Source organism: Pseudomonas reactans, assembly GCF_013387025.1.
Taxonomy (GTDB): Bacteria; Pseudomonadota; Gammaproteobacteria; order Pseudomonadales; family Pseudomonadaceae; genus Aquipseudomonas; species Aquipseudomonas reactans.
Genome location: NZ_JACAQP010000021.1, coordinates 37,013 through 51,883, shown reverse-complemented (window position 1 = coordinate 51,883; position 14,871 = coordinate 37,013). Strand labels below are relative to the sequence as shown.

Below are 14,871 nucleotides of genomic sequence, written 5' to 3'. Positions count from 1 at the left end.
CAGCCTAAAGTTTACATCACACCGAGCGCACGGTGCCCTGAGCAACCTGGGTCGGTTGCAACTTGAACACGTAAAACAGCACCGTCAGCAGCACCAGGAACACCGGCCCCACATACAGCGCCACGCGGGTGTCCGGGAAGTACGCCATCAGGCCGACTACCAGCAACAGGAACGCCAACGCCAGGTAGGAACTGATCGGGTATAGCCACATGCGGTACTTGAGCCCGGCCTGTTCTGCCGGGCTCAGGCCTTTGCGGAACTTGAGCTGGGCCAACAGGATCATCAGCCAGGTCCAGATCGCGCCGAAGGTGGCGATGGACGTCACCCAGACGAAGACTTTCTCCGGCACCAAGTAGTTGAGCAATACCCCCAGCAGCAACGCGAAGATCGACAGCAGCAGTGCCTTGCGCGGCACGCCGTTGCTGGAGGTCTTGGCAAACGTGGCCGGTGCCTGACCGTTCTGTGCCAGGCTGTAGAGCATGCGCCCGGTACTGAAGATGCCGCCGTTGCAGGACGACAGCGCCGCCGTGATCACCACAAAGTTGATGATACCGGCGGCGGTCTTGATGCCCAGGCGCTCGAAGGTCATCACAAACGGGCTGCCCTGGGTGCCGATTTCATTCCACGGGTAGATCGACAGGATCACGAACAACGCACCCACGTAGAACAGCAGGATGCGCCAGAACACCGAGCCGATCGCACTCGGAATAGTCTTCTGCGGGTTCTTCGCTTCACCGGCTGTGAGGCCGATCATCTCCACTCCCAGGTAGGCGAACATCACCATTTGCAGGGACATCAACACGCCCTGTATGCCGTTGGGCATAAAGCCGCCGTGGGCCCACAGGTTGGAGATACCCAGCGCCACGCCGTCGTTGCCAAAGCCGAATGCAATGATGCCGACGCCGCCGATCACCATCGCAATGATGGTGACGATCTTGATCAGCGCAAACCAGAACTCGAACTCACCGAAGGCCTTGACCGCGATCAAGTTGATGCTGCCCATGCTGATCAAGGCCGCCAGGGCCCAGATCCAGCGCGGCGTGTCGGGGAACCACACGCCCATATACACGGCCACGGCGGTGATTTCCGCGACGCAGGTCACCAGCCACAGGAACCAGTAGTTCCAGCCGGTGAGAAAGCCCGCCAACGGGCCGAGGTAATCCTGGGCGTAACGGCTGAACGAACCGGCGACGGGGTTGTGTACCGCCATTTCACCGAGGGCGCGCATGATTACCAGGATCGCCAGGCCGCCAATGATGTAGGACAGCATGATCGCCGGGCCGGCCATTTCAATGGCCTTGGCCGAGCCAAGGAACAGGCCGACACCGATGCAGGCACCGAGGGCCATCAGGCGAATATGCCGTTCACCCAGTTCACGTTTCAGCGGGCCGCCTTGAGCGGTCTCGCCATGGGGCAGGTGGTTGCCAACTGGCATAGGGGTACAACCTCGTCTTGTTATTGGATTGAGCCACCGCGTGCTCGACGCCACGGCGGGTCTGCCATGACGCCCTCACACCGGGCCGGCCTCATGGGCCAACCCGTCTGGCCAGGCCAGTTCAGCGGGGGTGCAGTATAAAAAGCCCAACCCAGGGTTTTTCACTCTATAACGGGCAAGATTCAGCGAGAACTCTCGGTAAAGGCCGCTTTTGCGGAGAGGCATTACCTGGTTTGCGTAGGAATTCTCGCCAATTTAAGGGCGCCGAGTATTGCACAGCTATGGTGCAGCGTCATTGATCCAGCCGCCAGGCCACCCTCACCACCGCCCCGTCCACTGCGGTGCGTCGAAGAACAATCGCCTGGCCATGCGCAGGTTGATTTCACTTCGATGAATGGCAAAGGTCGGTTGAGCACGACCGCTCTGGCCGGCCTGGATACGGGCAAAGGCCTGCGCCTGGACCTGGGCCTGGGCTTGCTTGCCCAGGCGGTGTTGCTCTGGCGTTTTGAGATGGGCGGCAGTGAAGTGGTCGTTGAACGCCTGTGCCGTTTCATAGTGAAAGTGCGCGTAGCACAAGGTCTGGTGGTCATTTGCATCGAACACTCCGTAGACCTGCAGAAAATCATTGCGCTTACCCTTTAGGGCGACCCGGTCCTGCATCCGATAAATTCGCACTTCATCATGGCCCGACAAGAAATCGATCCCCGCCTGCGTGGGCGGACGCGCCTTGAGGGCATTGACCCGTGCCTGCAAGCCTTGCTCGGCCAACCGGCTGGCAGCAGCAGTCAGCTCATGCGCGCGGGTTTGTGCGCGGGCGCGCTGGGTCGCAGCCAGCCGGGTCACATCGTCGTGCAACAGCCGTTGATTGATCGCGCTGGCACACTCGCGCAACGTATTGGCCTGATGTTCGAGGATGTCCTGCAGCGACTGCGGCTCATTGGCTGTCGACGCCTGCCTGAGCACCTTGCTGATAGCTGGCTCGACCTGCCCGAGCAACGTCTGCCCCTGATCCATCAGTCGACTCAGTGCCGGCATGGGGACCACGCGAGCAACTGGCACCTGAACCTGTTCCCAAATACCATCGTCGGCCTGGGTGAACGAGGCAATCACCACCTCTTTGTCATCCTTGAGCTCGGCCACCTCACCCGACGCGTCTGCCGAAGGCTCTCGAAGGGTTGCCACCAGCATGTCCTGGTTACGCGTACGGATAATTTTTTGCCGCGCCCTGCCGCGAGTGGGGGCCGGTGTCGGGACAGCCGAAAGCAGGTCGGTCAATTGCAACTCGGCTTCGTAGTTCAAGCGCGTCAGCAGTTGCTGGAGTTTTTCCATAAACTCAACGTTGAAATGCTCAGCCTCCACCTCTCGCCAGAACTCAAAACTGTCGTAGGTTTCGGCGTAGACCCGGGTGATACTTTCCAGCAGCTCAATACGCTCGGAATCAGAGATCTGCGCCAACTGGTCAAAAGACGCGTGGGACCGGGTCGCCCAGCGAACCCGCTCGACCACTTTATTGAGTTCCTGGAAAAAAGCGTCGTCAATCTTTGCGCGACTACTGTCCAGCGCCAATCCCCACAAGGTGGTCACCTGCAAGGCTTGCAGATCCAACACCGAAGGCTGGGTACCGGCACTCAGGGTCAACGCCTCGGCCTTGTCCCGGCCAAACCGTGGCACCTCGCTCAGTTCTTGAAGGTGTCTGTTTTCCATGGCCCGCCAACGAATGGCGTTGGCGTTGATCTCGGCCAAGCGGCGCAAGCCGTCGACAATCGCCTGATGATCCTTGCGCTCGTCCTCCGTCATGACGGCGTCATCGTCCACCGCCTCCGCACGTTCAAGGGCGGGCCCGAGCACGGCATGCACGCGGGCCGTCTGGGTGCGCATCTGCACAGTGAGCAACTGCTCGGTCAGAATCAGGTTTTCCAGGGTCGAGCACAATTCGGCTTCGTAGCCACGTCGCGGCCCCTTGGCGCGTAGGCTCTTGAGCACCTGGACTTCCAACAGCACGTTGTTGAGTTTGCCCTTGAGTTCCTGCACGAAGCGATCGTGCGCAGCCGTACGTTGGGCCTCACTTGCAACGCGGTTGTCGATCAAGCCACGCGCGATGTTGATGGCCCGATCGGCGCTCTCCACCTGCGCCCTGATCCTTGCCAGCTCGGCAATAAGGACCGGCACACTGTCTGCATCGGCGCGCTGGCGCTCGGCGATCGCCTCATCGGCGTTACCGCCGGCCAGGCGTAGGCGCAGGTCGACGTCCCAACGGTCGTCCGCCAGGCGCTTGAGCCATGGGCCCAGCGCCTCGCCGTCGGCACTGACCACCCGCACGCTGGCGTGGCGCACTTGCACGCGGTAACGGCGCCCGCGAACGTCGGCCTGCCACTGCTCACCGTCACGAAACAGGCCCTTGAGCACCCCGCGGGGTTCAAGCGTGCCCTTGGCGGCCTCGGGATTCAGGCGCATACCCTCCAGCCGTGCCTGTAACGCAGGCGACAACACGTCAGTGCCGCTGAACCAACCGCTCGGCTGGGTATTGATCAATACTCGGGTCGCAGGCATCACGTGGCGGGGGGCGGTCGGTGCAGCGGGTTCAAGGCGTGAATGCTCCGATACACCGTGGGGCGAAAGGTGATGCGCCAGAACCAGCACCAGATTGACCAGCAGATCGACGGTTGCCTGGCTCGCGTCCGGCGAATCCGCATCGGCCAGTACCGCACTGTCCTGCTGCACGCTCGCCATCAGCTGAAACAGCCAGCCGGCCAGGCTCACCGGTCCCGTGACCAGCGGCAACAGTGTGCCGAACAGCAGCCAGCCACCGGCCTTCAGCGTGGCCCAGCGGGCCTGGGCATTGGAGACCGATTGCGCATCGGCCAGGGTCACCAACGCCTGCACTGTGCCGACAAATACCTGATGCAACGGGTCGCCCGCCACGCTTTGCTTGCTCAACTGCACGGGTGCAGGTCTGGTTGGCGGGGTAAATTCGTCCCCCTGAAACATCTGCGCGATATGTGGTTCAGCGAAGCCGCCATTGGCATAGACATGCCTGCGCGACGGGGTGATCCAGTCCAACACGCTGTCTTGTAACGGGCCCGGCGCCTTGATCGCGGCGAACAGTGCCTCTTGGGAGGTGTACTCCTGCAGTGCCGGTTGCAGCAGCGGTCGGTACAACAGGTGCGGTCCGCCTGCCCCATCGCGCGGTCCGATGACGTACATATTCACCGCTATATCCGCGCCGTCACGCGACCGGGCCTTGAATGCCAGCGGCCAGAGCGCGGCTGCCGTTGTCGCCTGCACCGCAGCCGCAAGCAACCGATAACCACTGGCCGTGAGGCCATGTTCGCGTTTTATTTTTTGCTCCAGGGCCAACAGCGGCAGCTGTGCCCGCAACTGCGCGGCAAACAATCGCTCGCGGCGCGTCGCCTCGACGGTGTCGGTGATGAAGGTGCGCTTGAGCAGGTCCGGGTAGCGTTGGCCAATATCAACCTGGGTCACGCAGGCCTTGAGCAGCGCGTAAGTCAACGTGGTCGGCGTCGAACCGCCTTTGACGGCGATTGTTACGGGGGCATGCGCAAAACCACTGAGGTTTTCCAGGGCCAGTTGCGGCAGGGACAGGCTCAGGTGCTCGATTTCACCGACGGCAAATCCCCCCGGCATCCCGGCGCCCGCCACGCGGGTAAATGTCAGGGTAATCTCATCCACCCGCACACCCGCTGCATTCGGCTCGGCATCCAGACAGGCCTGCAAGGCGTTCGCGGCAAACCGCTCAATGGGCGCAATGCCTTCCAGAAAATCACGCCCTGCCGCCTCGCGCTGCGCCACGGCCAGTGCAGTCAAGTGCTGCGTATAGGCCGTTATGTCTTGATCATCCGCCTGGCTCAGCCACAGGGGCAGCGCGTGTTGCAGGCGCTGCTGCGCCGGAGTCAGTACGGCGGCGAACCATCGGCGTGGGTCGAGGATATGATCCAGCAGCGCCTGCAGTTGCCCGGGGGTTCGCGCCGTGCCGGGCGTGATCGCCTCAATCTCGCGACACTGCAAGTCGGCACAGGCAGCGGCCAGCAGCGTGAACGGATCATCCAGGGGCTCCAGGGCAAACCACTCCAGGGTCTGAACACTGAGCGCATCCGGTAACAGGCCAAGGGCATCCTCCAGGCGCCCCAGGTTGCGTACTCCCGTCGCCGGACTGAACAGCAACAAAGCCTGTGATTCGCTGCCCAGTACCAGCAAGGGCAGCATCTGCGCAGGCTCGCTGGCGGGCGCGTCCTGGCGCCGTACATGCAGGGTCCGAACCTGCACCGCCGCGCCGCGCACCATCTGGCTGGCACGCACCAGGTGTCGGGGGAACAGTGCGCGCAAGCGCTGGTGAGTCATCCCCGCCGGTTTAGGGCTGTCGTACATCAGCTCCAGCAAGGTATCCGCCAGATACGCGAAGCGCGTCGCCTTGCCGACAACCTCGCGCTGCCACCATGTTTGCCACGCCTCTCGCCAGGCCAGCAGCAAAAACGGCCCCTGCTGATTGACCATGCCTTCTACCTGCGCCAACACGAGGCCTGTGGGCAAATAATTCTCGCGGGCGCGCTTGTCCACTCGGTGATAACCCTCGGTGTAGAGGACCGGTTGGCCGCTGGCCAGGCGTTCCAACAGCACATCGGGCAAACGGGTGTACGTATCTGGGGTACCGACAGCCAGTGTGTCGGCCGACAGGTTCAGCGTTGCACAATGTCGATCCAGCCAGGCCTGGGCCCGCTGTATGGCCACCGCGCGCAAACGTGGAGCATCGGAAAATACCGTGCAGATGCGCTCAATGCGAGCCTGCCAGGGTGAAGCGGAATCGGGGGTTAATGCGGTCATAGCCACTACCTGTGTTGCAGGGCGATCCTTTACTGCCCTGTTCACCGGCCAGCGTAGGGCCCGTTCAAGCTCAGTTGGCAGTAAAGAAATAAAGCCATCGACAACCCGGAACCCGCCCACCGATAACCCGGAACCTTCGCGATACCCCACCGGCTGCTGCCACCTCACGATGCACAGCTTCGATTGCCAGGAAGGCAATCTCCTCGAAGGGACACCCATGCAAACCACCCTCGACGTATTCCGGCAGGGCCGCGCGCTACGCCTCGCGGCCGACCGTCAGTTGATGACTGCGCTGTTCAATCAGCTGAAATCTGCCCGTACCACCGTAAAAGTCCCGCAGCAGTCCTCACTCGGCTGCTGGCTGCAGGTGTACCGCAGGGCACTCAACCGCCCGAACCTGTGGGCCAAGGTCACGCGCCTGCCCCTGAACTTGGCCAGCCTGGCGGTGCAGTACGACGGCCTGGACCTGGAACTGCCCGCTGAAGAGGTACTGAAGTTCTACGGCTACCCATCCCCTCGGCATCGTGGGCAGTTAATGGTGATCAGCCAGGCCCTTGATCAACCCGGCAACAAGCCCGGCCTGAACGACCGCCTCAAGCGGCTGGACCAGGACCTGCACCAGATCGCCGAGGCCCTGGAAAACCTGATTGACGAGGACTTCAATCTATATGCCTGCTACAGGACTTACCTCAAGCTCGACTCCGGCTCGTTCTGGGCGACGGCGCAGCAGACCGGTGCGGCATTGCTGGACGCGATCACCACCAAAGCCGAGTTTCTGGCCCTGGATACGGTGCAAGGCCTGCAACCCGGCGCCTATGCGTTCAACGCCGCCACACGCCAACTCAGCGGCAAGACGGCGTGGGGCACGCTGGTGTACATCGGCATCGAAGACTTGCTGGCGCTACCGCTGGACGGCCAGCTGGAACAGTTGCTCGATGTCGCCGAACAGCTCGGCACACCGGTCCACCAGAGCGGCCTGCTCAGCCTCGCCGAGCTACTGCGCTGCCACGATCTGGAAGTGCCCGACACCCCCGAAGAAGCCCGTGCACGGGTCGCAACGCTGCGCCAGTCGACACCGCTGGCCCTGGTGACGCTCAGCGACCTCGTGCACTCCGATCTCGCGCTGATGCAACACCAGCGATGGCTAACCATGGATCACGACCGGGACGTCATGGCCGAGGCCTTGAAAAACCTGGTCCGGGACAAACCCGGCGACAGCCTGATCGACACCGCCCGCGTGACCGTGGTCCCGGCCCCAACCGCCAGCCATCCGGCCATGAGTGACAGCCCGGCCTGCGGCCCCTTCAACCTCAAGCAACTGTTGCAACAGCATGCACTCGCTATCCCTGGCACTGCCGACGAAGCCCAGGGCATCCTGCAAACGCTGGAAATGAACCTGCCCCGCTCGCCTGAATACGGCGACTACCACGCGCTGCTGAGCGCCACGCTGCAAGCCCCGTTACAACTGGATGCCGCGCAGCGCCAAACGATTATCGAGACAACGCATGGCACCTCACGCTTGCTCGACCGGCTGTGCGGCACACTGTTGGTCGGCAAGCATGCCGATGAGATACGTGCCCAAGCCGACAGCCTGCTCAAGCAGTTGCTTGACCTTGAACCGGCACGCGCGTTGGCAAAACAGCTGGTGACTGCACTGCGCTGGTACGGGCAAAACGCGGATGAACGTCCCAGCCAGACCAGCCTCGATCTGCTGGTATTGAGTGCGCTGATCCTCGATCTGGACGCCACCGCCGGCGAAGAAGACGCCGCGCTGGCGGGCTTCGATCTGGCCGCCGGCACACATTCGGGCAAAACCTGCGCCGAGCTGCGCAGCGACCTGGAACTGCATTTGGTGCGCCGCCGCAAAGTCTCCACGCTTGCCGCTCAATTGGCCGCCCACTTGCTGCTGGCCGGCGCCGCGCCGGAGTGCCTGGTACAAGCGCTGCCTGCGACCTTACGTTTTCGCACCTCGATTGCCTGGATGAGTTTCAAACAAGGAGTGATGATGGCAGAGGCCTTGGCGCCCGGCTCTGCGCGCTACATGACCTACGACGACATGATCAGCCTTGCGTCCCAACCGTCGACCACTTCCCAGCAACAGCAGTGGCGTGAATACACCGCCACCCGTGTCTTGCTCGACTGGGCCATCGCAGTAGGCGAACTGCCCGAGCGTGAGAACGGGCATTACACCGCAGGCGAAATCGACGTGGTGAAGCAGCGCCTCACACAACGCCTGCAAGCCCTCAAAGACGCGCTGGTGACCTTTGCCAGTGAACCGCCTACCCGCAACAGTATTGCCCTGGCCGACCTCAAACGCGTGTTCCCCCAACACCCCTTGCTGGAAAAAGCCTGCCTGTGGCGCCCGGTCCCACCCCTCGCCAGCAGCAGTCTGCGCTTCCCCATGCACCATCACGACCGCCAGAATTACAGCCTGCACTCGCTAGTGGAGTTACACATGGACGGCCAGTTGGGTGACACACGCTGGCAGTCCACCGAACCGCAGTTAGACCTCACCCAAATGCGCACACGGTTTGGGCAACTGGTCAACATCAATGAACGCTTCGACAGTGCCTTCGGCGCCCATATCGAGCGTATGAAACAGGCCTACAGCACCGCGATTGAAGATATGTTGGCACAATTGTCTCCGGCTGATCGCTTGCACATCCAACAGGCTGACTTGCAGTTGCTGGTATTGAAAAAGGAGCCCGGCAAAGACCTTGCGCTGCTTAGCCCGGCGGAAGAAATCGCCCGCACCGCCCGAATGGGGGTGATCCTGCGCGCCGCCTCGCCCACTGCCGTGCATGAGTACGAGTTGTTCCCCTTGTTGAACCGCGTGGACAAACGCAGTGGACCGCCCCTGACATATCGCGAGGGCGGCACGCCCATGTCGGTGATCACCGGCGGCCCCCATTCGGCCCAGCCGGTCACACAACTGTTGATCGGCGATGAGCTGCCCGTGGACTGGGACGCCTATGCCAGCGGGCGCCCGCCCAGGCCGCAGGCACGCGCCAAAGTGATTGTCCACGTGCTGTGGTCATCCAGCCCGGCGACGCTCACCTTTGGCTCGCCGGTTACCCGCGCCATTGCCCGAGCCATCGTGCAGCGGCACTTCTTCCTCGACGTGGACGCCATGCGCCAGCAAGCCCGTGGCACGACCCAGCTGGAACGGGCTCAACATACCTGGGACCGGTTGATAGCACGCCTCAAAGCCCTGATACCGTTCTGGTCCTGCACCGAAGACATTGCCTCCGGGGACACCCGTCGCATCATCGACGGGGCGTATGGCTGTTTTATCGATTTGCTGCTGGTGCTGTTCCCCGCCAAACAATTTGCCGGCGCATCCCTGGCCATCCTGAAGAGAACCGCGCCCCTGCCGATCAAACTGCTCCAACTGGGCCGCTTGGGCGGTACGTTCCTCAATACCGTGCTCAACCCGATTGATGGGATTCCCGCCCTGTTCCGGCTAGCGCGCAGCGGCCTGATCCGTCTAAGCGCCAGTGCCCGACAAATCCTCGACACCGCCCTTGGGCAAGTGCAGCGGCTTTCGGCCACCCTGCCATTGCTGGACTACCCCACATTGCTGGCCCGTGCCGACATCGGCGCCGGGTCGGTGCTGCGCGGCAGCGACTACGTACGTATCAACACGGTCCTGCACAAACACCAGTGGCACACCTGCGACCCGTTCAGCACCCGACCTTATGGGCCGCCGCTCAATACGTTTCGCCTGGACAGCGCCCTCAGCGTCGTCCCGATGCACGCCGCCAACGGTTATCAGGCGTTGGTCACCGAGCGCCTGTTCGCCACCCCGCCATTGCTCATCCCACGCTCCGATGTCACCGACCTGCTGACCCACGACAGTCTGCTACGCCTTGAACACCACGCGCCGACTCACCTCAACGACCTGACCTCACCCGCCTACTTCAAGACAGCCGAAGGCTTCGACAGCCTCTGCGGCCCTGCGCGAACCAAACGCAGCCCGGTCCCATTGATCTGCTTTACTAAAAAACTCGCCACCTTCAACGCCTCGATCCATCAGCGCCGGGTCCAGGCCATCGAGCACATCCGCCTGATACCCGCGCCGGCCATCGGCAGCGACACGCGTAAAGTCGTCCACAACCGCAGGCTGTATGAGGCCACGCCCCAGGGCACCACCTTCGAACTGACACCCGTGACCATGCACTCACCGCTGGTCTACAAAGCGCAGGTAAACGGCAAGCTCATTGAAGAGCCACAATTCGGCCTGCCCAACGATCAACTGGACAACAAACTCAGCCGCGACACTCGCGTGGTCGAACTGGAGGGGCTGACCCACAGCGTCGATGACCGCCGCACCTTACGTGCCATGGCCATCGACCTCAAACCTTCCGGTACACGGATCATCGTGGAAGCCGACGCTGGCGTGTTCTATGGGGCGGTCGCCACGACAACCGACCCCTCGCTGCACTTCACCCAACTGGACTTCAGTTGGGGAGGCCCCCACGAGCAATTGATTCGCGCATTCGGCCAGCACAAACTTGATTATCTGACCGCTGGCGGTTTTACCCATAGCCGCCCCTTGATCAACCTGCCCACCCTGGAGGTGCTGTACCGACAACTGGCGCAACGCGGCTTCAACCAACAAAAACTCGCTCGGCTGCAAGCACAGGCCAGCACCTTGACTCCGCTCAAGCAACGCGAGCTGTTGCTCAACGCCAGTGATCAAGGGCAACGCCTGGGGATGAGTGTGGCGGTCGCACCGCTGCAACTGGACACCTGGCCGCCCTATCGGACGGGGAGCGCCAACGCGCAGAGCATCAATCAATACCTCGCGACACAGGCCCACGCCAGTACCGTGGCGCTGGTCCAGAGCACCGGCATCGGCTCGGCCAATGTGGTCGGCACAGGCACCCGCGAACTGGACAGGTTGTCCATCGCCGAACCCTTGGTGATGTGGCAGTACAGCCGCGTCGGCCAGCCCAACTACACAGAGGTGATCCTCAAGACCGGCGCGGGTAATTGCGACCAGATGGCCCATGTGGCGAGTGAGCTGATCAAAGTCAACGGTGGCGTTGCCCAGGTGTGGGGCACCAGCCCGCCGGCGCATGCGTTTGTGGTCGTGGGTATACAGCCCCCGACGCTGGCCCCCACACTGGAGTTTCGCGAAGCAGGCTGGGCTGGCCTGTGGATATGCGACCCGTGGGCGGGAATTGCCTGCCCGGCGGGGGATTACATGCGCAAACTCAATGAAAAAATGATCGTCTGGCATCTTCAGGATGTGTCGGTATTTTTCAATGACGGGGGCACCTATCGCTGGGCTCAGGCCAACGATCGCAATTGGTTGAAGGCGCTCAAGGACGGCATCAAGCGTCCGCAGTTTTGACGCGACAATTCTCACCCACCCCGCCACCAGCGTCTAAGCTTCACCCAAGTCCGATCAATCTACGTCAATGGATCAATCGACTATGGGCGCTTTATGGCAAACCGATTCGAAACGGGCTGAGGTCCCAACCGACAGCCCGGATCAACCGCCATTGCCACAAAGCCCCCGCTCGCGAAGGCTGTGGTGGCGGCTGGTGTGGCTGGTTCTGGTGATCGCGCTGGCGGCCCTGGGTTGGGCCGCCAACAAGGAAATGCGCACCTCGCGCCTGCAGGCCGAACACCTCAGCCGGTTTGCCGCGTCGCTGACCTATCAGGTCGAGCCCGGCGCCAGCGATGCCATGGTTTACCCAGGCGACGGCCCGTTCGACCAGCGCTTGGGCTACAGCGCCCTGAATGAATTCCTGCCACGCCTGCTCAAGCGCAATTACCTCGTCCAGGCACAGGCACGTTTCTCACCCGCGCTGATGGATTACACCCGGCACGGGCTGTTCGTGCCCTACGCGGAGAAAGTCCAGGCCGGCCTGACCATCACCGATTGCCGTGCCATGCCGCTCTACAGCTTCACCTACCCGCAACAGCTTTACGCCAACTTTGCCGCAATCCCGCCGTTGGTGGTGCAAAGTCTGCTGTTTATCGAAGACCGTGACTTGCTCGACCCGAAACAGCCCTTGGCCAACCCGGCAGTGGACTGGCCACGTTTCGCCAAGGCTGCCTGGTCACAAGTGGCGAAACTCTTGCACCTTCCAGGGCAAACGGCTGGCGGCAGCACCCTGGCCACACAACTCGAAAAGTATCGTCACTCGCCCGACGGCCTGACCCTGTCCGGCGGCGAGAAGATTCGTCAGATGATGTCCGCCAGCGTCAGGGCCTATCAGGCCGGGCCGAACACCCTCGGCAGCCGCCAGAACATCGTGCGCGATTACCTCAATAGCGTGCCGCTGTCGGCGGTGCCCGGCCACGGCGAAGTGCATGGCATGGCCGAAGGGTTGCGGGTGTGGTACGGCGCCGACTTCAACCAGGTCAATCAAGCCTTGAGTGGGACTGCCCAGGACCCGGCGAGCCTGGCCAAACGCGGCCTGGCCCTGCGCCAGGTGCTGTCGTTGATGATCGCCCAGCGCCGCCCGTCCCATTACCTGAACAAGGGACGTGACGAACTCGCACAATTGACCGACAGCCATATCCGCCTGCTCGCGCAGAACAACGTGATCGCGGCCAACCTGTCGGCCGCCGCCCTTACCAGCAAGGTCACCTACCGCGACTGGCAACAGCAACCGACGATCCAGCCGGTGGACACCAACAAGGCGATCAACGTTGCCCGCAGCCGCCTCGCCAGCTTGCTCAACCGCCCGCTGTATGACCTCGACCGACTCGACCTGTCCGCCACCAGCACCTTGCAGGGCGAGTTGCAACAACAGGCCACCGACTACCTCAAGCGCCTGGCCGACCCGGCGTTCGCCGCGCAAATGGGCCTGCTTGGCCCGCGCCTGCTGACACCTCAAAGCACGCCCCAGGTGCGCTACAGCTTCACCCTGTTCGAACTGACGCCCGATGGCGCGCGCGTGCGGGTGCAAACCGACAACACCGACCAGCCCTTCGACATCAACGACGGCAGCAAACTGGAACTGGGCTCCACCGCCAAGCTGCGGGTGCTGACCACCTACCTGCAAATCATCACCGAGCTGCATGATCGCTACGGCGCAAAAAACCCGGCCGAGTTGAAAAAGGTCGAAGTGCCCGACCAGGACCCACTCTCGCGCTGGGCCCTGGATTACCTGGCCCAGAATCCCGACCGCGACCTGTCGAAGATGCTCGACGCAGCGCTCAACCGTACCTATTCAGCCAGCCCTGGCGAGGCATTTTTCACCGGCGGCGGCCTGCATCGTTTCCATAACTTTCGCAACGAGGACAACGGCCGCAACCCAACTCTGCGCGATGCCCTGCGCGAGTCGATCAACCTGCCGTTCATTCGTCTGATGCGCGATTTGGTGCGCTACACCACCTATTCGGGCGCAGACAACAGCGCCCAATTGCTCAAGGACGACAACGACCCGCGCCGCCAGGAATACCTGGCCAAGTTTGCCGACCACGAAGGCACCGCGTTCCTGCTCAAGTTCTGGAAAAAATACCGCAACAAAGACACCCAGGCGCGCCTCGACACGTTCATGGACAGCCTGCACCCCACTGCGATTCGCCTGGCCGCCGTACACCGCTACCTGCTGCCCCAGGCCAGCCAGGAGAGCTTTAACACCTTTGTGCGCGCGCACCTGAAGAACGTCAAAACCACCGACAAACTCACTGACGAGCGCCTCGAAAAGCTGTATCAAAGCTACGGCCCCGGCGCCTATGACCTGCCCGACCAAGGCTACATCGCCAAGGTGCATCCCCTGGACCTGTGGCTGCTGGGCTACCTGCTCAACCATCCCGAGGCGACCTTCAGCGACGTCGTCAAGGCCAGCGAATTCGAACGCCAGGAGGTCTATAGCTGGCTGTTCAAGAGCCGCCATCAAAGCGCCCGTGACAGCCGTATCCGCACCATGCTGGAGATCGAAGCGTTCCTGGATATCCACCAGCGCTGGCAGGCGGTGGGCTACCCGTTCGACCATCTGGTGCCATCGCTGGCCACGGCCATCGGCAGCTCGGGCGACCGCCCCGCCGCGCTGGCGGAACTGATGGGGATCATCCTCAATGATGGCGTGCGCTTGCCAGTGCTGCGTATCGACAGCCTGACATTCGCCAGCGGCACCCCCTATGAAACCCATGTAGTCAATGACCCGAACCGTGGCAAACGCGTGCTACCGAGCGAAGTCGCCACAGCCTTGCGCGGCGCGCTGTCCCAAGTGGTGGACGCCGGCACAGCCAAACGCGTAGCCGGCAGCTTCAAACTGGCGGACGGCACACCGCTGGCCATGGGTGGCAAGACCGGCACCGGTGACAACCGCCTGCAAGCCATGGGCGCCGGTGGGCGCATGCTCAGCTCCAAATCGATCAACCGTACGGCAACCTTTGTGTTCTACATCGGCGAACACCACTTCGGCACGCTGACCGCCTTTGTGCCGGGGACCTCCGCCCAGCACTTCACCTTCACGTCGGCGTTGCCGGTACAGGTGCTCAAAGGCATGGCTCCGATTCTCTACCCGCTACTACAACCGCGGAGTTCCGCCACGTGCCTGCGGTAAGAGGAAGGGATCACGTAGTGCTTATTTAGACCTGACGCTCGCTCGACGCCCATTAGTCTAGGC

4 protein-coding genes are annotated in these 14,871 nt (G+C 62.4%); 2 read left to right on the top strand and 2 right to left on the bottom strand.

Annotated elements, in window-relative coordinates:
• Positions 1-16: 16 nt before the first annotated feature.
• Complete coding sequence (locus HX793_RS20920) at positions 17-1,435, bottom strand: amino acid permease (RefSeq protein WP_177053255.1); 1,419 nt, start codon at positions 1,433-1,435, stop codon at positions 17-19.
• A 318-nt stretch (positions 1,436-1,753) separates the two neighbouring features.
• Positions 1,754-6,274 (bottom strand): hypothetical protein, encoded by a 4,521-nt coding sequence (locus HX793_RS20915; protein ID WP_177059412.1) that lies wholly within the window; start codon positions 6,272-6,274, stop codon positions 1,754-1,756.
• Positions 6,275-6,491: 217 nt separating this feature from the next.
• On the opposite strand from HX793_RS20915, the gene HX793_RS20910 reads away from it, so the two are divergent.
• A complete protein-coding gene (locus HX793_RS20910; RefSeq protein ID WP_177059414.1) occupies positions 6,492-11,633 on the top strand; it encodes a hypothetical protein in 5,142 nt (1,713 codons plus the stop codon).
• An 82-nt stretch (positions 11,634-11,715) separates the two neighbouring features.
• Positions 11,716-14,808: a transglycosylase domain-containing protein gene (locus HX793_RS20905; RefSeq protein ID WP_177059416.1), complete on the top strand. Its 3,093-nt coding sequence runs from the start codon at positions 11,716-11,718 to the stop codon at positions 14,806-14,808.
• Positions 14,809-14,871 lie beyond the last annotated feature (63 nt).

Bases quoted from the DNA above. Each gene is read 5' to 3' on its own strand.
- HX793_RS20920 (WP_177053255.1), bottom strand. From the start codon at position 1,435: ATGCCAGTTGGCAACCACCTGCCCCATGGCGAGACCGCTCAAGGCGGC.
- HX793_RS20915 (WP_177059412.1), bottom strand. From the start codon at position 6,274: ATGACCGCATTAACCCCCGATTCCGCTTCACCCTGGCAGGCTCGCATT.
- HX793_RS20910 (WP_177059414.1), top strand. From the start codon at position 6,492: ATGCAAACCACCCTCGACGTATTCCGGCAGGGCCGCGCGCTACGCCTC.
- HX793_RS20905 (WP_177059416.1), top strand. From the start codon at position 11,716: ATGGGCGCTTTATGGCAAACCGATTCGAAACGGGCTGAGGTCCCAACC.